The organism is Kiritimatiellia bacterium (genome assembly GCA_026417735.1).
Lineage (GTDB): Bacteria > Verrucomicrobiota > Kiritimatiellia > PWTM01 > PWTM01 > CAACVY01.
This window is the reverse complement of sequence record JAOACR010000019.1, coordinates 1-21,008: the sequence shown is the minus strand read 5'-3', so window position 1 is coordinate 21,008 and position 21,008 is coordinate 1. Positions and strand designations below refer to the sequence as shown.

Below are 21,008 nucleotides of genomic sequence, written 5' to 3'. Positions count from 1 at the left end.
GCGGCGCGTTGAGCTTGCCCTGACCTCGCATCGCCGGCTTGCGGCAGCCACCGCCCGCGCTCCATGATGACCTCGTGCCGGAGGCGTCGCGCCAGATCGTCGCATGAACACGCTGGGAGCGGCCGACTACACCATCATCGCGGGCTTTTTTCTGGTCATGCTCGGCATCGGCGCCTGGTTTGGCCAACGGGTGCGCACGATGTCGCAGTTTTTCGGCGGTGGCCGGCAGGTGCCGTGGTGGCTGGGCGGCGTCTCGTTCTACATGGTGAGCTTCAGCGCGCTCGCGTTCATCATGTACTCGGAGCTCGTCTACAAGTACGGACTCGTCGGTCTCGCGCTCGGATGGCTGTCGGTGCCGGCCGCGGTGCTCAGCGCCCGCCTGTTCGCGCGCCGTTGGCGGCGGGTGGCGCAGACCAGCCCGCTCGAATACCTTCAGACCCGGTACGGCGGCGGACTGCGGCAGTCGCTGGTGTGGCTCGGGCTGCCCACCCGTCTGCTCGATGACTCGCTGCGTCTCTTCGCGATTGGCACGGTCGTCTCCGCTGGACTCGGCTTCCCGTTCACCACCGGCATTCTCCTCTGCTCGGCGATCATCCTCGCGTATACGTTCATGGGCGGCCTCTGGGCCGCGCTCGTCGCGGACTTCGTGCAGTTCGCCATCCTGCTGGCCGCCGTTGCGCCATTGCCGTGGCTGGCATTGGAACGCGCGGGCGGGCTGGCCGCCGTGCTCGCCGCGATGCCCCCCGAGGGCTGGCGCCTGGTGCGGCCGGACACCACATACAACCTCCCCTACCTCGTCGGCTACTTCGTGCTGCTCTTCCTGAACTACTCCACCTCGTGGGCACTCGTGCAGCGCTATTACTCCTGCAGCAGCGACCACCACGCGCGGCGCGTCGGCTACCTCGTCGCCGCGCTCTACCTGGTCGGCACCGCGCTGTTCTACTCGCCCGCGCTGGCTGCACGCGCCTTCCTCGCCGAACTCGCCAACACAAAGGAGGTCTACCCGCTCCTCTGCCGCGCCGTGCTGCCCGCCGGCATGCTCGGCATGCTGATCGCCGCGATGTTCTCCGCAACGATGTCCACGCTGGCCGGCGACTACAACGCGGTCGCATCGGTGCTGACCAACGACCTCTACCGCCGATGGGCACGTTGGGACGTGCCGGAACGACGGCTGGTGATCGTCGGGCGCGTGTTCACCGTGCTGGTCGGCCTCGCGGTGAGCACACTGACGCTGCTGATGAGCCGCCTGCAGGGGTCGAGGGACCTGTTCGACACCATGGCCAAAGTGTTCGGTCTCTTCCTGCCCCCGGTCGCAATACCGATGCTCGCCGGGATGCTCTGGCCGCGCGCCTCGGCAACGGGCGCGAAGCTGGCGCTCTGGAGCGGCATCGCCGCGGGGCTGGCCGCCTTTGGGCTCGGCGCCGCTCACCCCCTCCTGCGGCGCGCCGATCTGCTCACGTTCCTCACCGGCGGCATCGCGCTCGCAGCCCTGACCGCCGGCTCGTACGCGCGGCCGGACCGCGGCGAGGCGCGCGCGCGTGTGGATGCCTTCTTCGAGCGCCTTCGGTCGGCCGGCGCGGCCGCGGACGCGCGCGCACCGGATTACTCGTTCCTGCGGCTCGTCGCGGCGGCATTGGCCACGATGGGCGCTCTGTTGCTCACCGCGGTGCTCACCTTCGTCGTCGGAACACCACCCCCGCTGAGCGCCAGCACCGGCATCGCACTGCTGCTGGCTGGCGCGCTGCTCGCCGCTCTGGCCCGACGCCCCGCGCCGCCGACCCCTTGACCGGCGCCGTCGTCCTCACTCGCGGACGATCACCCGCGTGCCCACCGGCGCCAGCGCATACACCTCCGCGACGTCCTCGTTGCGCATCCGCACACACCCGCGGCTGGCCTGCGTGCCGATCGTTTCGGGCCTGTTCGTACCGTGGATACCGTACCCCTTCAGACTCCACGCCAGCCAGTGCGTACCGAGCTCATGCTCGGGGTGCCCGTACGGGATCGGCCGGTTGTCGTCCGGCCGCCACCACGTCGGCCGTTCCACCCGGTCAGTGATGGTGAACTCCCCCGTCGGTGTGCAGTTGCTGACGCCCGTCGCAACCCGATACTCGCGGAAAAACTCACCGTTGCGCCGCACCGTCAGCGTGTTCGCGGCCTTCGAAATCACCAGTTCAACGGTGCCGGTCGGCACCAGCAACGTTTGACCCACCGCCAGCCGACCCGTCACACCGGGGTTGCACAGCTGCAGCAGCTCCACCGTCACACGGTAGCGGCGCGCGATCCGCCCGAGCGTTTCGCCCGGCGCGACCACGTGCGCAACCTTGCCCTCCGTCCAGCCGGGATCCACCAGCAGCCGGAACTGCACCTCCCCCAGCCGCTCGCGCACCGCCGCGCGTTGCGCCTCCGTCGGCACGCGCTCCAGCGCACCGAGCAACTGCCGCCGTTGCGCAGCCAGTTGCGCGGTCTCCTCCCCGCCCGCCACCGCGCCACTCAGCAACCCGACGAAAAACCATGCGCACGCTCTCATGCGCGCGCGATGGTGCCGTGGACGTCGCACCGGTGCAACCCCGCACGAAGCCCTGTCCCCACCGCCGGGGCGGATGCTATGCTCTCGGTGGCCGCCACTGCGGCGGCCGGCGGTCCCCGAACACCCGCCACAACAAAACGAGGACAACATGACCACCATCGCCCCCACCCTGCCCAACCGCGCCGAGCGGCTGCCCCTCGCCGCCCTGTTGGTCACCGCCGCCTACATCGCCGCGCAAATGCTCTCCGACATCGCCAGCCTGAAAATCGGCGTCGTCGCCGGACTGGCGGTGGACATGGGCACTTTCGTGTACCCGCTGACTTTCACGCTGCGCGACCTGCTGCATCGCGAAACCGGACGGCGCGGCGCCCGCGCGATCGTGCTGGCGGCCGGCGTGATCAACCTGGCCATGGCCGGCTACCTGCGCTGGGCTGCCGCGGTACCGGCCGACCCTTCCTGGGGCCTCGGACGAGAATTCGCGGCGATCCTCGGCCCCGTCTGGCGCATCGTGCTGGCCTCGATCGCCGCGGAGGTGCTCAGCGAACTCGCCGATACCGAAGTGTACCACTGGTTTGTCACCCGGGTGACCCGCCGCCACCCGTGGGCGCGAGTGCTCGTCAGCAATGTGGTCGCGGTGCCGCTGGACAACCTGGTCTTCTGCCTCGGCGCCTTCGGTGGTGTGCTGCCATCGCACACCATCCTCGAAATCTTCACGCTCAACCTGGCCGTGAAGGGCGTGGTGACCCTCGCCAGCATCCCGCTCATCTGGCTGGCGCGCGACCGCGGACCGCACAACGCGTAAACCCCGACGCGCCAGACCGCTTGACGCGCCCACCATCGCCGCTAAACTGCTGCGTTTTGGGTGATTCGGAGACGACGGATGAACGTCACGTATCTTGAACAGGCGAAAACACGCGTTCCGAACGTTCAGGTGCTCGTGAACATGGTCTCACGGCGTGTGCGCCAGCTGATCAGCGGCCAGCGACCGCTCGTGAAACCCGACAACCTGAACATGGAGAAAATGGACATCGCGCTGAAAGAGATCGCCACGGGCAAACTCACCGTTGAAATGCTGTTCACCGCGGAGGATCTCCGGCACCGCGAGCAGTCCACCTGGGACTCCACCATCTCCCTCTGAGCCGCTGCGCCCTCGACCTGCCGGTCGCGATCCCCTGAATCCCCGGCGACCGCGCAGGCTTGCCAGCCCGGGCAACGGCGCCGGATACTGCGCGCGTGAGTGGCGTCCCATCACCCTCAACACCCGGCCGCTCCGACGGCATTCAGGTGGTGGCCGAACACCGCCGAGCCCGGCATGACTACGAAATCCTCGACACGTTCGAGGCGGGCCTCGAGCTGCGCGGCACAGAAGTCAAATCGCTGCGCGCACGACAGGCAAGCCTCGCCGGCAGCTACGCGCAGATCGAGCGGGGCGAAGCGTGGCTGGTCGACTGCCACATCGCGCCCTACGCGGCCGGCAACATCCACAACCACGAGCCCCGCCGGCCGCGGCGACTGCTGCTGCACCGGCGGGAAATCGACCGGCTCGCCGGCCGCCTGCAGCAGCGCGGTCTGACCTTGATTCCGCTAAAGCTCTATTTTCGCCGCGGCCGGGCAAAGGTCGAACTCGCCCTCGCCCGCGGCAAAACCCACGAGGACCGGCGCGAGACGCTCCGCCGTCGCGAGGCCGACCGGGAAGCGACGCGCGCGATCCGCGCAGCGCGCCGACGATGAACCCGCGCCGCCCACTCGCGCACCTGCCCACCGCACTGCTGGCCGCAACGCTCTCCACCGCACAGCCAGCCACCAACCTCTGGCCCGTCGCCGGACGCGAGGCCCGCCCGTGGGCCTACCACTGGTGGCCCGGCAGCGCAGTCGACGAGGTGAACCTCCGCCGCGAGCTCGCGCGGCACCGCGAGGCCGGCCTCGGCGGCGTGCATATCATCCCCGTGTACGGTGCGCGGGGTGCGGAAGACCGCTTCGTGCCGTTCCTCTCGGACCGTTGGCTAGAACTGTTCGCGTTCACCGTCCGCGAAGCCGAACAGCTCGATCTGGGCGTAGACCTGACCACCGGCACCGGCTGGTGTTTCGGCGGACCCGCCGTCCGGCCCGAACACGGCGGGCTACGGTGGTCAGTACGAAACGGCCGCATCGAAATCACACCGACGAATTTGAAAGTCAAACGCTCCGCCCCCGGCGGCGAGGGACTGATGATCAACCCTTTCTCGCCCGCCGCGATGCGAGAGTACCTGTCGGACTGGAGCCGACGATTCGTCCCGCCCGGCGGCGTGATGCCGCGGGCGCTCTACCACGACTCCTACGAATACTACGGCTGCACCTGGGCGCCCGAACTGCCCGCCGCATGGCGCCGCCGCTGCGGTTACGCACCGGAGGAGGTGATCGAGGCCCTCGCCGGCGCCGGTCCCAGCGAACGCGTCGCGCGCGTCGCGGCAGACTATCGCGCCACACTCTCCGACCTCGCCGTGGAAGAGGTGATCACTCAGTGGACCTCGCTTTGCCGCGCCCAAGGCCTGCGCACCCGCCTGCAGGCCCACGGCGCGGCCGCGAATCTGCTCGACCTCTATGCGCTCGCCGACATTCCGGAAACCGAAATGTTCGGCCGTGGCGATCGCGACCCGCTCCGCTCCGGATTCGACGAGCGCTTCGGCGAGGGCGACCGCGACCCGCTCGTCGCAAAATTTGCCTCCTCCGCCGCACACCTCGCGGATCGGCCGCTGGTCTCTGCGGAAACCGGCACGTGGATCGCCGAGCATTTTTGTGAAACATTCGAGGAGCTTCGCTGTCTGGCCGACCTCCTCTTCGCCTCGGGCGTGAACCATATCTTCTGGCACGGCTGCGTGTACTCGCCGGACGACGCGCCCTGGCCCGGCTGGCTGTTCTATGCCGCGACCCAGATGAACCCTCGCAATCCGCTCTGGCGCGAGGCGGCGACGCTCCACGCGTGCCTGACACGCACACAAAGCGTACTCCAGCAGGGACGCCCCGAAGCCGACCTGCTCCTGTACTGGCCGGTGGACGATCTCTTCATGACACCTCCCGACCCCGGCCGATCCGTCGCCCCCCTTTGGCTGGGCGTGCACCAGCGTGACTGGCTCCACGGCCAGCGCGTCGGCGCTGTCGCGCGCGAGCTGTGGCGCCGCGGGATCGCGTTCGACTACGTCTCCGAGCGCGGCCTTGCACGGCTGCGCCCGGCCCCCGCGACCGGCACCCTCGCCACCGCCGGCGGCACACAGTGGCGCGCGCTACTGGTGCCGGCCACCCGCTACCTGCCCCCAACCGCAGCGGCGCGCCTCCTTGATCTGGCCGCCGATGGCGCCACCGTACTCTGGGAGACACCGCTGCCGCAGGATGTGCCCGGCCTCGGCCAACTCGAGGACCGGCGCCGCCAGCTCGTCGAGCTGCGCGCGCGGCTCGATCAGGCTCCCATCGCCCCCTCGCCCACGTCCGGCGCAGTCACACGCGCCGTAGGAAGAGGACGCGTCATCACCGGACCGCTCGACGTCCTTCTCCGCGCCGCCCCCATCTTCATCCCGTCTGTCGGTGCCGGTGAGGGCCTGCAGTCTGTTCGTCGTCGCGTCTCGGACGGGCGCTGGCTGTGGTTCGCCTGGCACGGACACGCGCCCTTCGATCGCGAGATCGCACTGCCACCGCCCGTCGCGGTCGCCTGCGTGCTCGACCCCCTCACCGGCGAGTCCGGCATCACCGAATGCCGGTCCGACCCCGACGGTGTCCTTTGGCTCCGCCTCCGTATCGAACCCGGTCACTCGGTCATCGTGCGCACCTGGGATCGCGGCGCCGACGCCCCCTCCTCCGCGCCCCGATGGCAGTGGCTCGAACCGGATCGCTTGCTGGCGGAACCGATGGGTTGGCATGTGCGGTTCGTCTCGGGCGGCCCCACCATCCCCCCGCCCTTTGAAACCGCATCCGCCGCGCCATGGACCGGCCGCGGTGACGAGGCGGCCGACGCCTTCGCCGGCACCGCACTCTATGCGACGCTCTTCGATCTCCAAGGCTTGGAACGCCAGGCTCCCACCGCCTCCAACGCTTGGACCGGCGCAGATCGCGCCGCCGTACTGCTGGACCTCGGCGACGTGCGCCACATCGCCCGCGTTCGGCTCAACGGCCGCGACCTCGGCGCGCGGTTCCAACGCCCCTACCGCTGGACCCTCCCCGCCGATCTGCTGCGCCCCGCCCAAAACGCGCTCGAAATCGAGGTGACCAACCTGGCCGCAAACCGCATTCGGGACCTCGACCGGCGCGGCGTGCGCTGGAAGAATTTTCACGACATCAATTTCGTGAATATCCGCTACCGGCCGTTTGACGCCTCCCAGTGGCCCGTGCAGACCTCCGGGCTGCTGGGACCGGTACGCCTGTGGCTGGCTCGCGAAACGCCCGCCAGTAACGCCCGCTGAAAACCGTGCCGCCGCTTCCGCCCCTGCCGTTCCCCCGGCGCCTCACCCCGTGGCCACGGTTGTCGAGGCGCTGGACTTGTTCGCGTTCCCGCCCCAACATCTGCAGCATGGTCGCTCGTTGGCCGGCGCTGGCCGTCGCACTTTCCGTCGCCGCGGCCGCACACGAAGATTCCGATCTGGACACCGCGATCCGCCGGGTGTACCCCGCACTGGTGCGCATCCACGTCATTCGCGAAGAGGCAGAAGGTGGACGTCTAAACAAGCTGCGCGCAGCCGGCAGCGGCGTGATCATCCGGCGCGATGGCTACCTCATCAGCAACCACCACGTTGCCGGTCGCGCCCGCCGCCTGATGTGCCGGCTCGCGGACGGCGAAGAGCTCGAAGCCGATCTGGTCGGCAGCGACCCGCTGTCCGACATCGCGGTGATCCGGCTGCGGCTCGACCAGCGGCGCTCGACCGAACCACTGCCGGTCGCCGAGTTCGGCGACTCCGATGCCCTGCGCGTCGGCATGCCGGTGCTGGCGATGGGCAGCCCCGGTGGCGTCGCGCAGTCGGTCACTCGCGGTGTGGTCAGCAACCCCGCCTTGTTGCTGCCAGGCGGCCTTCAGCTCGACGGCGAGGACGTCGGCGCGCTGGTCCGCTGGATCGCCCACGACGCCCGCATCTACCCCGGCAACAGCGGCGGCCCACTCGTCTCGCTCGACGGCCGCATCGTCGGCATCAACGAAATCGGTTTTGCCGGCCTCGGCGGCGCGATCCCCGGCAACCTCGCCCGCTCCGTCGCCGATCAGCTCATCCGCCGCGGTGCGGTCGAACGCAGCTGGATCGGGGTGACGCTGCAGCCCCGTCCGAAAAGCTACAGCGTGGACCAGGGCGCGCTGGTCGCCTCGGTGCTACCGAGCTCTCCCGCCGCGGAGGCGGGCTTGCGACCCGGCGACCTGCTGCTGGAGTTCGACGGCACCCCCGTACAAGGCCGCATGCCGGAAGATCTGCCGGTCTTCAACGCGCTGGTGATGGCGACGCCGCTGGGCAAACGCGTCGAGCTCATCGCGCTGCGCGACGGCGCACTGCAGCGGCTTACGGTCGTCACGCGCGCGCGGGAACCGGCAACTGTCCGCGACGAGGAGTTCCGCGAATGGGGCCTCACCGCGCGCGACTTCACGCTCTTCTCCGCGATCGAGGCGCTGCGCGACAGCCGCGACGGCGTGTGGGTGACAAGCGTCCGCCCCGGCGGGCCGGCGGAGCGTGCGGAGCCGGCGCTGCGCCCCGGCGATGTCATCGTCGAAGCCGATGGCCGACCCGTTCGCACCGTCGCCGAACTGCGCGCCCACACGCGCCGGCGGCTCGACGGCCGGTCCGATCCGGTCCCCGTGGTCACCACCTTTGAACGCGGTCGCGGCCGCTACCTGACGGTGGTGCGCGTCGGCCTGCCGCCACCGCCACAGCCACCGGAACGCTCGCGTCGGCCCGACTTCCCCGCGCTGCTACAGCCGGTCTCCCACGAGCTGGCCGAGGCGCTGGGCTTGCGCGGCACCAACGGCATCCGCATCGCCTATGTGTTCCCCGGCCGCGCGGCCGAACGCGCCGGATTGCGCGCCGGCGACATCCTGCTGCGGTTCGACGGCGAGCGCATCCGCGCCCCACGCCCCGAAGACGTCACCGAGTTCGTCCAGATGGTGCGCCAGTACCCCATCGGCCGGACCGTCCCGCTCGAAGTCTGGCGCGACCGCGGGCGCATCGAGCTGACCCTCACCCTCGAGGAGGCCGCCGACACCGCCGACGAGCCCGAACGCTACGAGGATCCGCACCTCGACTTCACCGTGCGCGAACTTACGATGACCGACCGCGCACTGCTGAAGATCCCCGACCATGTGGCGGGCGTACTCGTGGACCGCGTCGCGCCCGCGAGTGTGCCGGCGCTGGCCGAGCTGCGTCCCGGCGACCTGATTCTCTCCGTGGACGGCTCGCCCACACCCGACGTCGCCGCCGCCCGCCGCGCGCTGCAGGCGCTCCACGCCGCCCGGCCCCGATTCGCATTGCTCCTCATCCGCCGCGGCGTGCACACCCGCTTCATTGAACTGGAACCCGACTGGCGCGATTCCCCGCCCGAGCCCCCCACGCCCATGGAGACACCGCAATGAGACGCACCACGTTGCTGCCCGCGCTGTGGCTGGTGATTTGTGCTCGCGTGCCCGCCGGGACACTCGAAACGGTTGCTCGCCGCGTTCTCGCCGAGCACGCCGCCGCGATCGTGCCGGTCACCGCAGTGCTGAAAATCGAGGTCCCCGGCGAGGAGTCGCCCCCACAGGAGCAAACCATCGAAACCTACGGCACCGTGCTGTCCACCAACGGGCTCACGGTCGTCTCCAGTACCTCGCTGAACCCGATCGGCGGACTCGGCGCAATGGAGCTGCCGGTCGGAGGCCGCGTGCAAAGTGTCACACCGCGCGGCACCGTCTCCCAAATCCGCGTGCGCCTGCCCGACGGCGACGAGGTCACCATGCGACAGGTTCTCACCGACGACGATCTCGACCTCGCATTTCTGGCCCCCGACACCGCCGCGAACACCTCAACGCCCCCGTTCCCGCAGGGCGTGGACTTTGCGTCTGGCGCGGAGGCGGAGGTGATGGACGAGATCATCGGACTGGGGCGCGCCGGCAAGCTGTTCAACTGGACCCCGGCGGTCGGCACCTGCCGGATCATTGCGCGGGTGGAAAAACCCCGCCGCCTCTATCTCTTCAGCGCCGGCTTTGTCGGCGGAGTCGGCACTCCGACTTTCACCGCCGACGGCCGCCCGCTCGGCCTCGTGGTCATGCGTCGGCAACGGGCCGCCGGCGCCGGCCGCGGCTTCGCAATGAACCAGGCCGCCGTGATTGTGCCGGCGGCCGAGGTCGCCCTGCTCGCACGCCGCGCTGAAGAGACCGCCATCCGCCCGAAATCGGACCGATAAAATCCAGCCGGAACTCTTCCCCAAAAATTCCCGCCCGCCGCGCGGATCGGGAGTGCATCAGGCTTGCTCGAAGCAACCTCTCTGGATGGGCGCGCAGATCGCCGCCCTCATCGTCGCCGAAGACCGCCGGGCGCCGCCGCTGCTGCCCGGCGGCCGCTGTACCCAATTTGTTTCGGCGCCGGCCCACCGCGGGAGCCCCTCTTTGGGGGCCGTCGTGCCCAGTCTAGTCAGGGCCGCACGCGAACGCGGTAGTAACGGCCCGAACCTGCCGGCGGCAGGGCGTCGACCCAATTGGTCGCATCACTCCCAACCACCCACTCGCCGAGGTTGGTCCACATGCCGGTCGCCAGCTGCACACACCGCTCCACCGCCGCAGTGGTACCCTCATAAAGGTTGCGAACCTGCACGGCCGCCACACCGGAAACCGGCACGCCCACAATGCGCGGGATGTCCGGAAAATCCCGCACCTCGATGCTTTCCACCCAGGCGACGTTCGGCGGCATCCCCACGAAGGTCAGGTCCCCGCCCGCCCAGAAACCAAACCACGCGGGCGTCGCCGGGTCACGCGTCGCGGCACCGGCAACCCGATGAAACCATACGCCGTTCGTGCTCCAGTACACACGGTAGATTCCTCCCTGCCGCGTCAACCGCAACCAGAACGCTCGTCCGCCGAAGTCCCGCAGCTCGTCCGCCCGCGTCACCGGCACGCCGGCCGCTTCCTCCGTCAGCCGAATGCGGCGGGCACCATCCATGCGGCCGTACGCCGCCCGCACAAAGTTATCCGGATCATCCCCCACCAGCAGCGCAACCTGGGCGTGATCATTCGTTGGCTCAAACGCGGCCACCGCCAGCGTCCAGCAGACATCCCCCGTGGACACCGCCGCCAGGTCGCGCTGCACGAGATTGAAATGATTGTTCACCGCACCGGCCATGTCGCCCGCTTGCGCACGCAGAAAACACCGGCCGTTCGTCACCCCGTACCAAATGGGGAAGTGCCCGCCCGAAATCGTCCACCCGCTCACCCCCAAGGGCAGATCGAAGTCATCGCGGAACCGCACCCCCGCCGGCAGAAAGATCGAGTCGTCTCCCTGCCCGGGTGAGACCAGAAAATCGTCGAACAAAACCGTGCTCACATAGCGCGCGTGCGCCACGACAATCCCAAACGTGCGTCCCGCTCGGAGTTCGCCCGAGACATCCACCCACTCATTCGTCACCGCTACCGCGGTGGTGAGGTTCTGCGCAACGCAGCGCAGCCGGAGCTGGTTGCCAGGCAAATACTCGCCAAACAGCGTGAGCTTCCATCGCTCGCTGCCGTCCGAAGCTGGCCCCTGAATGAAAAAGTTCGCCGTCTGGTTCGTAAATAGCCGATCCTTGTAAAACGCCATTCCCTCCTCGAACCCCGGAATGTCCTCCCCCACCCCCACCACCGCAAAATACCCCGAGGTCAGCGCCGGATCCGCCAGCGCCACCAGTCCAACGCTCAGCCGCTCACCCGCGCCTGCCGGTGCCTCGGAAGCCCCGCTCACCTCAAACTTCACCGAGATCGTAAAATTCGTCGGCGTCGTACCACCCAGATTCGTCACCGTCACCGTCGCAAAGTCCACGACGTTCGTCGTGTCCACCGCAGTATCCTGAAACCGCAGTCGCCCGAGCGAAATGGACCACCGCGCCGACGCCTGCCGGTCAAAATCCTCTGCCCCACCACCGAAATCATTCGCATACGGCGCCACGACCACTCCCGCCCGCCCCATCGGAATCGCCACGGCCAGCACCAGCCCCAGCACCCACTCCCTTTGCCTCGTTTTCATCGCTCGTTGTTCATTCACGCCAAACTTCCGAACAGAGCAAGAAGTATTCCAGACTCTTCGATCTCTTCAATCTTGCGAATTCTCGTCCCGTCACGATGAGCTCCAGCGCCCTTGTCTCCGTCCTCCACCACTCGGCGAGAAATCGGTTCGCTTTCGCAGAGCCGTTGTTTCCCTCCCAAAAAACTCCGCCCCGTCCAACCCCTGCCACCTTCCAAGTACTAGGTTTCATCCGCTCGCCGTCTCCTCGAGCGATGACAACCCCATTTTTGATCATCTTTCTTGCGAAAGCGGAGAGCCGGTTCCGTCTGCGCCCTCCGGTCTTCCGCACGCAGCCGCACCGGATCCCACCTCCTTCCCTCCCGCCCACCCCGCCGCCCTCTCGCCCCACTCCGGCCGGCGGCACTGCTCGTCTCGAAGCCGGTCGCACCCGGCTCGCCTTGGACCGCCCGATGTGCTCTAATTATTGCGGGTCAAGGAGCCACTGATTTCCGGTGGGTGGACCCAGAAAGAGGTAGCCATGACAAAACGCGATCTGGTCATTCGCATTGCGCAGGAGACCAATCTGCCTCAACTGGATGTCGCGAAAGTTCTCCAGAAAACTCTGGACCACATCATCGAGGCGCTGCAGCAGGGCGACACTGTTGAGTTCCGAAACTTCGGCGTCTTTTGCGTGAAGGAACACAAACCCCGGATCGGTCGCAACCCAAAGCGGCCGGATCAGGTCGTCGAAATTCCGCGTCGGAAGGTCGTGAAGTTCAAGCCCGGCCGCATCATGCGGAAAACCATTACCGGACGGTAAGCGCCGCGTGTGCCTCGGATGAGTTCCGCAGAATGGTCGCCGCTGCCAGGGATGGCGGATCTCGGCCCTCCCGAAATTCGTCTGTGGCAGCAGTTAGAATCCGAGGCTCGCCGCATCCTCCACCTCTACCGCTGCGAAGAACTGCGCACGCCGATCCTTGAACGGACGTCCCTCTTTGTCCGGGCGATTGGAGAGGAGACCGACGTCGTCCAAAAGGAAATGTTCACATTCGAGGATCGCGGTGGACGCTCGGTGACGCTTCGCCCCGAGGGCACCGCCGGAGCCATCCGGGCGCTGTGCAACGCCGGTGCAGATACGGGCGCACGACTCTATTACCTGGGTCCGATGTTCCGTGCCGAGCGACCGCAAGCCGGCCGCCGCCGGCAGTTTCACCAGCTCGGCGTCGAAATGCTCGGCCCGCCCTCTCCGGAGACCGATGCCGAATGCATCGCGCTGATGCGCAGATTGCTCGAGGCCTGGGGCCTGGGAGACGCACGGCTACGCATCCATACACGCGGCACCGCCGCCGACCAGCCCGCCGTGCGGGAGGGGCTCCGCCATCACCTGGCCGCTGTCCGCGACTCGCTCTGTGAGGACTGTCAACGGCGCTGCGATCGCCAACCGCTCCGCGTGCTCGACTGCAAGCAGCCCGGTTGCCGCTCGCTGATCGCGAAGCTGCCAGCGCTGACCTCCTTCCTCGGCGAAGACTCTCGACGCTACCTGGAGCGTGTCGCCGCGCTGCTATCCGCGCTCGGCATTGAGGCCGAACTCGACGGCTGTCTCGTCCGCGGCCTGGACTACTACGAGCACACCATCTGGGAAGCCACCCATGCCGCGCTGGGCGCCCAGGATGCGCTCGCCGGCGGCGGTCGCTACCGTATTGAGGCCGGTGGCCGCCAAATCGAAGGCGTCGGCTTCGCAATCGGGCTCGAGCGGGTCGTTCTCGCGATGCAGGCGAAGGGTATCGCCACCCCCGCCGATCCGCCCCCCGCCGTCTGGTTGGTCTCCGTGGGCGACCGCGCTGCGGCCGAGAATCTCGTGCTCGCCGAACGCCTGCGGTCCGCCGGCGTCCGCTGCGGCGCCGACTGGTCCGGCCGCAGCGTGAAAGCGCAGATGCGCGCCGCGCACCGCGCCGGCGCAACGTGGGCGGCAATCCGCGGCGACGACGAGTTGGCCGGCGGCACCTGCCGCCTCAAACATATGAAAAGCGGAGAAGAGCGAACGGTCGCGTTGGGCGAACTGCCCACGATCCTCTCGCGTGGTGCGTCCTAACGCCCCACCTCAGCTGGCGAGATGAGTGCGCAGGTCCTCCCGCGCCACCGCACGCACCGCGGGCAACGCAAGACGCCCCACAATCTCCTCGAAAAACCCCTCCAGCAACAGGCGCCGAGCCGCCGGCTCGGACAACCCGCGCGCCCGCAGATAGTGGATCTGGTCGGGATCCAAACTCCCGATCGTCGCGCCGTGCGTGCAGGTCAGGTCGTCCGCGTCAATCAGCAAACCCGGAAGCGAATCCGCCCTCGCGCCGTCGTTCAACACCAGATTGTGATTTCTCTGTAACGCTGAAATCCGCACTGCACCGCGACGCGCGCCGATCAATCCGCGGTACACCGAGTGTGCCCGATCACGCACCGCCACCTTGAAGAGCAGATCGCTGGACGTATCCGGCGCCGAATGCACCTGTACCGTTTGCTGGTCCAGATGCTGCCGGCCCACGCCCACCGATAGCCCCCCGAGCCTCACGGTTGCACCCGGCTCGGCCGCCTCCGCACCCACGCGACTGCGCACCGCACGACCACCAATCTGCAGGCTCGCCAGCTCCGCCTGCGCATCCCGCCCCAGCCGCCCGAACACGTAGTCCATCCCGGCGACCCCCGCACCCAGCCGCTGAAGACGCGCCCAGCGCAGCCGCCCCTCCGCCGCAACCACAAAACGCACCGTCTCGATCAGCAACCCATCCGCGTCCGGCACCCCCTCCACCCGCTCCGTCAAGTGCAACATCGCCCCCGCACCCACCCGAACGCCCAGCCACGGACACCACACCACCCCCGCTGGCATCCGCATCCGAATCAGCACGCCCCGCTCAAACCGCGCGCCCGCGGCCGCCTCCACCACAATCGCCGGCGATGCGAGCCCCATCCCAAAAAACTCATGACGGTCACGCGTTCCCACCGACGGCGCTAACTCCCACAACTCGGCTGCGCCCGCCTCCTCTGTCCTCACCACCTCCGCCAATGGCCGAACCCGCAAACCGCCACCACCCAAAACCCCCGTGCGGTCCGTCACCCTCCAACCACCAGCACACACCGTCACAATCGCATCAAACGGCTCCTCCAGCGCGTCCGGCTCCCCCCCTCGCCCCTCCATCACCGGCACTGGCTCGGCGATCACCGGCCGCCACGGCTCCGGATCAAACCGCCGCGGATCGGTCCGCCGCCACTCCTCGTCCGTCGGCCGCGGCATCGGTCGGGCCAGCGCCGCCTCGAACGCCCCCTGCCGCCACCCGCGCAGCACCGCCGGCTCCCCGGCAGCCAGTCGCTCCACCCCCTCGACCAGCACCGCCGGCGCACCGACCATCGCCACGCCGTCGCTCATCCAATGCTCCCCTCCATCTTGATCTCCAGCAACTTCACCGCCTCCACCGCAAACTCGAGCGGCAGCTGTTTGAAGACCTCCCGGCAAAATCCGTTCACAATCAGCGACCTCGCCGTTTCCGGTTCCACTCCGCGGCTCTGCAGGTAAAACAGCTGGTCCTCACTGATCCGCGACGTCGTCGCCTCATGCTCGATGATCGCCGTGCTGTTCTCCGACTCCACCACCGGGAACGTGTTCGCCGTGCACCGGTCGCCAATCAGCAGACTGTCGCACTGCGAATGGTTGCGCGCGCGCTCCGCACTCGCCAGCACCTGCACCAGCCCTCGATAGGTGTTCACCGACTCGCCCGCCGAAATACCCTTCGACACGATCGTACTGCGCGTCCGGCGGCCAATGTGAATCATCTTTGTGCCGGTGTCCGCCTGCATCCGTCGGTTCGTGAACGCCACCGAATAAAATTCTCCCACGCTGTCATCCCCCCGCAGCACGCACGAGGGATATTTCCACGTAATCGCCGAGCCCACCTCCACCTGGGTCCATGAAATCCGCGAGCGCGCACCACGGCACTCACCTCGCTTCGTCACAAAGTTGAAAATGCCACCCCGCCCTTCCTCATCGCCCGGGTACCAGTTCTGAACGGTCGAGTACCGGATCGTCGCATCCTCGTACGCAATCAGCTCCACCACCGCCGCATGGAGCTGATTCTCATCCCGCATCGGCGCCGTGCAGCCCTCCAGATACGACACCTGGCTGCCCCGGTCCGCAATCAACAGCGTGCGCTCAAACTGACCCGTCCCCGCCGCGTTGATCCGAAAATAAGTCGAAAGGTCCACCGGACACTTCACGCCGGGCGGGATGTAGCAGAACGAACCATCGCTGAATACCGCCGAGTTCAACGCCGCGAAAAAGTTGTCCGCCGGCGGCACCACGCTGCCCAGGTGCTGCCGCACCAGCTCCGGCACCCGCTGCACCGCCTCCGAAAACGAACAAAACACGATCCCTTGCTCCTCCAGCAACTTCTGGTGCGTGGTCGCCACCGAAACGCTGTCGAACACCGCATCCACCGCCACCCCCTCCAACCGCCGCCGCTCATCCAATGGAATCCCCAGCCGCTCAAACGTTTTGACGATCTCCGGATCAAGCTCCTCCCCCGCCCGCAGCCGCTTCGGCGCCGCATAGTAGCGAATCGCCTGATAGTCAATCGGCGGATACTGCACCCGCGCCCACCGTGGCTCGCTCTTCTTTTGCCAGGCCCGCAGCGCGTTCAGCCGAAACTCCAACAGCCACTCGGGCTCGTTCTTTTTGCGCGAAATCAGCCGAACAATGTCCTCGTTCAGCCCCGGCGGCACCAGCTCCTCTTCCACCGCCGATACAAACCCGTGCTCGTACTCGCGCAGCAAACGGTTGTCGTCCGGTAGCGTCGGCATCCCTCAGCCCTCCCCCGCCACCTCTGCACCCGCCGGCTCCCGCAGCCAGTCGTATCCTCGCGCTTCCAGCTCGCGCACCAGCTCCGGTCCGCCGGACCGCGCAATCCGCCCGTCCACCAAAATGTGCACGTGGTCCGGCGGCAGATGGTTCAAAATTCGCTCGTAGTGCGTAATGATCAACACCCCCACCTCCGGACCCACCACCCGCTGCACACCCCGCGCCACCACCTTCAACGCGTCAATGTCCAATCCCGAATCCGTCTCGTCCAACACCACCATCTTCGGCTTCAGCATCAACATCTGCAAAATTTCCATCCGCTTCTTCTCGCCGCCCGAAAACCCCTCGTTGATCGGCCGGTTCAAAAACGACTCGTCCATCTCCAAAAACCGCGCCGTCTCCCGCAGCTCACGAAGAAACACCCCAGCCCTCGCCGCATCCCGCCCCCGAACCGCCTCAATGCACGCCTTCAGAAACTGCACCGTCGTTACCCCCGGAATCGCCACCGGATACTGAAACGCGAGGAACAACCCCCGCCGCGCCCGCTCCTCCGGCGCCAGCCCCAGCACATCCTCCCCCCGCAACCGCACCGTACCGCCAGTCACCTCGTAGTCGGGATGACCCATCAGCACGTTCGACAACGTGCTCTTCCCCGATCCGTTCGGCCCCATCAGCGCATGCACCTCGCCGCCGCACACCGTCAGCGACACCCCGCGCAGAATCGGCCGGCCCGCCACCGCGGCCTCCAGATTCTCAATCTCTAGAATCGGATCGCGTTCACTCATTGCCCACCCTCACACGTCAAATCCCAGCTCCAACCGCAGATCCTCGCTCATCATCGCCGGACTCCACGCCGGCTCAAACACCAGCTCCAGCGACTCCTCCCGCACCCCCGGCACCCCCCGCACCGCCTCCCGCACCAGATGCGCCAAATACGGCCCATACGGACACCCCGGCGAGGTGAACGTCAGCCGCACCCGTGCCACCCCGTCCTTCACCTCAACCCCATACACCAACCCAAGGTTCACCACGTCCGCATGCAGCTCCGGATCCTGAACACGCGTCAACGCCTCCCAAATGCGTTGCGCCGTCGCCGCATCCGCATCGGTCACCGCTGGGCCATTCACCGCTTCACTCACGCGCATACACCCCACAGCATCCGGTAAGCGCTACAATACCCCTCACCAAAAGCAAATCAACGGCGCGGCCACGCCGATGATCCCCCTGCCACCGCCGGCGCCCGCGCCCTCTCCCAAAGGCCGAACCGCCGACCCTCCGCCGGCTCCCAGTAAGCCGCCGGCGGGTCTCCACCCCTCAGCTCACGAGACGGCCACCGGCGGCGACACCAGCCGCTCAAAATGCGGAGACGGCTCGAAAATACCGCCGCTCTCCGCGTAAAACTCCGGCCCCAGCTCGTACACGCCCCCCCGCACCCGCGTCCATGGCGCCTCTCCCCGCGGATGCTGCGACACCATCGCCGCCCAGTCGCGGTAGTTCTGATGCCCATTGCTCTCCAACAGCCCCAACCCCAGCCCCGGAAACGGCGCCAGCCTCGCCGCAAAATTCTTGTGCCAGTCCACCAGAATCGGATGCACCGTCAAATCCGCACAGAAACACGGCACGTCACGCGCATGCGCCGCGGACACTATCCGCATCGTCATGCTCAGCGTCTTCGCGATCGTCTTCACCGCGATCGCGCGGTAGCCCATCTCAATGCGCTCCACCGCGTGACGATCCGTGTGCGCAGTTTCGTCCGCCGCCAGCCGTACCGGAATGTCCCGCACGTCAATCTCTGACTCCTCCGCAAACGGCTCCTCCATCACCGCCACTTGCTCCAGCGCGCCAATCGCCTGTAAATGATCCAGCAGCCGCAGAAACGTCTCCTTCTTCTCGTACCGCCCATTCGCATCAAAGTAATACGGCAGCCGCCCGTCCTTCGTGTGGGGCGTTCGCATCCCGCCGATCGCCGAATGAATCGCGGAGATCCGCGCCTTGTCCTTCTCCAGCATCTCCGACTGCGAGCCGGGCTGCCCAATCTTGATCTTCAGGAAGAAATAGCCTTGCTCGACCGCCGCGCGGATCTCCTCGACCGGCAGCCCATACGAGATCAGCGGAATCGCTGCCACCCGCTCATGCCGCCACCCCAGCGCCTCGCGGTGCTCCGGCGGAATGAAATCATCAAACGACCGCAAACCGTTCTCCTTCGCGAACAGCAACCACGCCGCATGATCCACCGCCACCAGCGCGTTCAGCGCAAACGTCGGCCGCAGATTCGCCCGGCCCGTGATCCGCCGCCCATACTCCAGCACCTCCGGATACAGCTGATCCATGAGCTCGTCCGGTCGACGGAACTCCCTCCCGCGCGCCAGCCGCAGCGCATGCTCCGTCATCGCATACATCAGCGCGTTCCCCGCCGCCTCCGCGTTCGCCTCAAATACCGCCGCATCGCTCCACAACACACTCTGCGTCCCGATCCCCGTCGCGAACGCCCCCGACTCGCTCTCCATCCGAACCACGACCTGCCAGATTTCCGACATGTACCCGCCTTTGAAGCCAAACGGACGCACCAACGGGCACCGCTCGAAGTTCGACCGCGTCGCACGAATACGGATCGGCTTCAGCGCTCCCCAATGCGTCCCGCCCAACACTCCCGCGCCCCCCAGCGCTGCCATCGCGCCCAGAAACTCCCGCCGCTTCATGCCGGCACCTCGTAACTCCACGGCGCCCGATGAGGACGGCTCAACATCGCGTTGGCCTCATCATCCCCGATGAAACGCTCCGCCCTCGGATCCCACTTCAGCCGCCGATCGAGCTTCATCGCAATGTTCCCCAAATGGCATACCGTCGTCACCCGATGCCCCACCTCCACCGGCTCCACCGGCTCCTTCCGCGTCAACACGCACTCGATGAAGTTCCGGTAGTGATTCGCGCTCTCATACAGACGAATCGAATCCGGCCCCGGCCGCCACTCCGCAATCGCCGGCGACGACGCCGTGATCCGCCGCCCATCCGTTTCAATCCATCCCTCCGTCCCCTCAATCCGCACACCAAACTGCCGCGGGTCCGTCACGCATTCCAGCTCCACACCGTTCTCAAACCGACACCCAAAATGCACCTTCGTCGCCGTGTCGAACAAATCACCCGTCGGCGGCCATTCCGCTCCCAGGTTCCATACCTCCACCGGCCCGGTATCATCCAGCCCCAGCGCCCAGAGAGCCACACCGTTCGAATGATGCCCAAAGTTTGTCGTCTGTCCGCCCGAATAGTCGCTGATGAACCGGAAACGATACAGACACCGGTCCGGATGATACGGCGCCATCGGCGCTGGCCCCAACCACATCTCGTAGTCAAACCCATCCGGCACCGGCGCCGGCTTCCACCCCGGCCCCGGCCCCTTGAAATTGTTCGGCGCCACCAGCGTCCGAACGCGCAACGGCCGCCCCACCGCTCCGTTGCGCACCGCCTCGCAAAACCGCCGAATCACCGGCGTGGACCTCCACTGACTCCCCGTCTGAAAAATCCGCTGGTGCCGACGCACCGCCCGTATCATCTCCTGCCCGTCCCGCACCGTCAGACCCAGTGGCTTCTGACAGTAAATGTCCTTCCCCGCCGCCGCCGCCCGGATCGCCATGATCGCATGCCAGTGATCCGGCGTAATGATCGCCACCGCATCCACATCCTTGCGCGACAGCACCTCCCGAAAATCCCCCGTCATGTCACAGCCGCGATACTGCCCCGACCGCGTCGATTTCGCGTAGTACGAATTCACCAAATCCCGCACCGGCTCACGCCCCAAATACTGGTCCGGCGTCTTGTAGCCGTGACTGGCGCGATTCACATCACACACCACCACCACCTGCAGCTGCTCAATCGGCAGAAACTCCCCCAAATCGACCGGAGCCTGATTTCCACACCCGATCACACCCAACGCCACTCGCGAGTTCGGTCCGGGCCACCGCACCACCTCCGCTCGAACAATCTGCGGTGCACAGCCCGCCGCCCACCCGATCGCGCACGATCTCAAAAACTGTCGACGCCGCACCAACCCACGGATCGCACCCCCACCCGTCCCTTCGCCGCTGCAGCTCCGCTTCATTGCACGCCTCCTGGTTCCGACACACTCTTAGGGTAACCGCATTGCCCGCATGCGCTCAACCGCCCACACCTCGAACACGCACAACCATCACCCGGTTTCGCTCGCGTGAAAAGTGCCTGCTCGGCTTCCCTCTCCCTCGAGTCCATCCCTACCGCCTAAACCCCCTGGCCCCCTCGCCCGCCTCGCCCGAAATCACCCTCTTGACACCCGCGCCCACCTAAACTATGATCGCCTCCATTCGGAGCGTCGGTTCGGACTTTTCGGGGGTCGGTTTCGGACGCCCTGGGGTTGACGACGACCGGCGGTGCTCTTTGACATCGCGGTCAGAGGCGTGCGGGGTCTCGGAGGCCCCGCACGCCCAGCTCGGGTACCGGCTCT

At 67.2% G+C, this 21,008-nt stretch carries 16 protein-coding genes and 1 pseudogene; 9 read left to right on the top strand and 8 right to left on the bottom strand.

What is annotated here, in order from left to right:
- The first annotated feature begins 103 nt into the window (after positions 1–103).
- The gene (locus N2652_09745; protein ID MCX7819469.1) at positions 104–1,786 is read left to right on the top strand and encodes a hypothetical protein; all 1,683 of its coding nucleotides are present in this window, start codon (positions 104–106) and stop codon (positions 1,784–1,786) included.
- A gap of 15 nt (positions 1,787–1,801) precedes the next feature.
- Here the strand turns inward: N2652_09745 and N2652_09740 are convergent, their stop codons facing one another.
- Positions 1,802–2,257: a L,D-transpeptidase gene (locus tag N2652_09740; GenBank protein ID MCX7819468.1), complete on the bottom strand. Its 456-nt coding sequence runs from the start codon at positions 2,255–2,257 to the stop codon at positions 1,802–1,804.
- Between the two features lie 418 nt (positions 2,258–2,675).
- Between N2652_09740 and N2652_09735 the strand changes: the two genes are divergently transcribed.
- The 6 genes from N2652_09735 to N2652_09710 all read left to right on the top strand — a co-directional run bounded on the left by N2652_09735 (position 2,676) and on the right by N2652_09710 (position 9,907).
- Positions 2,676–3,329 (top strand): queuosine precursor transporter, encoded by a 654-nt coding sequence (locus tag N2652_09735; protein MCX7819467.1) that lies wholly within the window; start codon positions 2,676–2,678, stop codon positions 3,327–3,329.
- Between the two features lie 78 nt (positions 3,330–3,407).
- Positions 3,408–3,665 carry a DNA-directed RNA polymerase subunit omega gene (rpoZ, locus tag N2652_09730; GenBank protein ID MCX7819466.1) on the top strand — a complete coding sequence of 86 codons (258 nt, stop codon included), beginning with the start codon at positions 3,408–3,410 and terminating at the stop codon, positions 3,663–3,665.
- Between the two features lie 95 nt (positions 3,666–3,760).
- Entirely contained in the window at positions 3,761–4,258 is a 498-nt protein-coding gene (gene smpB, locus N2652_09725; protein ID MCX7819465.1) for an SsrA-binding protein SmpB, read from the top strand.
- A complete protein-coding gene (locus N2652_09720; protein ID MCX7819464.1) occupies positions 4,255–6,957 on the top strand; it encodes a glycosyl hydrolase in 2,703 nt (900 codons plus the stop codon). The genes smpB and N2652_09720 overlap by 4 nt, the downstream gene beginning before the upstream one ends.
- 107 nt (positions 6,958–7,064) lie before the next feature.
- Positions 7,065–9,098 carry a PDZ domain-containing protein gene (locus N2652_09715; protein MCX7819463.1) on the top strand — a complete coding sequence of 678 codons (2,034 nt, stop codon included), beginning with the start codon at positions 7,065–7,067 and terminating at the stop codon, positions 9,096–9,098.
- Positions 9,095–9,907, top strand: coding sequence for a serine protease (locus N2652_09710; protein ID MCX7819462.1), 813 nt, complete (start codon positions 9,095–9,097; stop codon positions 9,905–9,907). The genes N2652_09715 and N2652_09710 overlap by 4 nt, the downstream gene beginning before the upstream one ends.
- Before the next feature lie 1,380 nt (positions 9,908–11,287).
- On the opposite strand, the pseudogene N2652_09705 reads toward N2652_09710, so the two are convergent.
- A pseudogene (locus tag N2652_09705) lies at positions 11,288–11,377 on the bottom strand (cold-shock protein).
- Between the two features lie 855 nt (positions 11,378–12,232).
- Between N2652_09705 and N2652_09700 the strand changes: the two are divergent.
- Both N2652_09700 and hisS read left to right on the top strand, forming a co-directional pair.
- On the top strand, positions 12,233–12,514 hold the full coding sequence (locus N2652_09700) for an integration host factor subunit beta (protein MCX7819461.1): 282 nt from the start codon (positions 12,233–12,235) through the stop codon (positions 12,512–12,514).
- 18 nt (positions 12,515–12,532) lie between these two features.
- Positions 12,533–13,786, top strand: coding sequence for a histidine--tRNA ligase (gene hisS / locus N2652_09695; GenBank protein ID MCX7819460.1), 1,254 nt, complete (start codon positions 12,533–12,535; stop codon positions 13,784–13,786).
- 9 nt (positions 13,787–13,795) lie between these two features.
- On the opposite strand, the gene N2652_09690 is transcribed toward hisS, so the two are convergent.
- The 6 genes from N2652_09690 to N2652_09665 all read right to left on the bottom strand — a co-directional run bounded on the left by N2652_09690 (position 13,796) and on the right by N2652_09665 (position 20,630).
- Positions 13,796–15,109 carry a SufD family Fe-S cluster assembly protein gene (locus N2652_09690; GenBank protein ID MCX7819459.1) on the bottom strand — a complete coding sequence of 438 codons (1,314 nt, stop codon included), beginning with the start codon at positions 15,107–15,109 and terminating at the stop codon, positions 13,796–13,798.
- Positions 15,106–16,536, bottom strand: coding sequence for a Fe-S cluster assembly protein SufB (gene sufB / locus N2652_09685; protein MCX7819458.1), 1,431 nt, complete (start codon positions 16,534–16,536; stop codon positions 15,106–15,108). Before sufB ends, N2652_09690 begins: the two co-directional genes overlap by 4 nt.
- 3 nt (positions 16,537–16,539) lie before the next feature.
- Positions 16,540–17,319: a Fe-S cluster assembly ATPase SufC gene (sufC, locus tag N2652_09680; protein ID MCX7819457.1), complete on the bottom strand. Its 780-nt coding sequence runs from the start codon at positions 17,317–17,319 to the stop codon at positions 16,540–16,542.
- A 9-nt stretch (positions 17,320–17,328) separates the two neighbouring features.
- Complete coding sequence (locus N2652_09675; protein ID MCX7819456.1) at positions 17,329–17,673, bottom strand: metal-sulfur cluster assembly factor; 345 nt, start codon at positions 17,671–17,673, stop codon at positions 17,329–17,331.
- Between the two features lie 180 nt (positions 17,674–17,853).
- Positions 17,854–19,233, bottom strand: coding sequence for an L-alanine-DL-glutamate epimerase (locus N2652_09670; protein MCX7819455.1), 1,380 nt, complete (start codon positions 19,231–19,233; stop codon positions 17,854–17,856).
- Entirely contained in the window at positions 19,230–20,630 is a 1,401-nt protein-coding gene (locus N2652_09665; protein MCX7819454.1) for a Gfo/Idh/MocA family oxidoreductase, read from the bottom strand. The genes N2652_09670 and N2652_09665 overlap by 4 nt, the downstream gene beginning before the upstream one ends.
- Between the last annotated feature and the right edge of the window lie 378 nt (positions 20,631–21,008).

Bases quoted from the DNA above. Each gene is read 5' to 3' on its own strand.
- N2652_09745 (MCX7819469.1), top strand. From the start codon at position 104: ATGAACACGCTGGGAGCGGCCGACTACACCATCATCGCGGGCTTTTTT.
- N2652_09735 (MCX7819467.1), top strand. From the start codon at position 2,676: ATGACCACCATCGCCCCCACCCTGCCCAACCGCGCCGAGCGGCTGCCC.
- rpoZ (MCX7819466.1), top strand. From the start codon at position 3,408: ATGAACGTCACGTATCTTGAACAGGCGAAAACACGCGTTCCGAACGTT.
- N2652_09720 (MCX7819464.1), top strand. From the start codon at position 4,255: ATGAACCCGCGCCGCCCACTCGCGCACCTGCCCACCGCACTGCTGGCC.
- N2652_09715 (MCX7819463.1), top strand. From the start codon at position 7,065: ATGGTCGCTCGTTGGCCGGCGCTGGCCGTCGCACTTTCCGTCGCCGCG.
- N2652_09710 (MCX7819462.1), top strand. From the start codon at position 9,095: ATGAGACGCACCACGTTGCTGCCCGCGCTGTGGCTGGTGATTTGTGCT.
- N2652_09700 (MCX7819461.1), top strand. From the start codon at position 12,233: ATGACAAAACGCGATCTGGTCATTCGCATTGCGCAGGAGACCAATCTG.
- hisS (MCX7819460.1), top strand. From the start codon at position 12,533: ATGAGTTCCGCAGAATGGTCGCCGCTGCCAGGGATGGCGGATCTCGGC.
- N2652_09690 (MCX7819459.1), bottom strand. From the start codon at position 15,109: ATGAGCGACGGCGTGGCGATGGTCGGTGCGCCGGCGGTGCTGGTCGAG.
- sufB (MCX7819458.1), bottom strand. From the start codon at position 16,536: ATGCCGACGCTACCGGACGACAACCGTTTGCTGCGCGAGTACGAGCAC.
- sufC (MCX7819457.1), bottom strand. From the start codon at position 17,319: ATGAGTGAACGCGATCCGATTCTAGAGATTGAGAATCTGGAGGCCGCG.
- N2652_09670 (MCX7819455.1), bottom strand. From the start codon at position 19,233: ATGAAGCGGCGGGAGTTTCTGGGCGCGATGGCAGCGCTGGGGGGCGCG.
- N2652_09665 (MCX7819454.1), bottom strand. From the start codon at position 20,630: ATGAAGCGGAGCTGCAGCGGCGAAGGGACGGGTGGGGGTGCGATCCGT.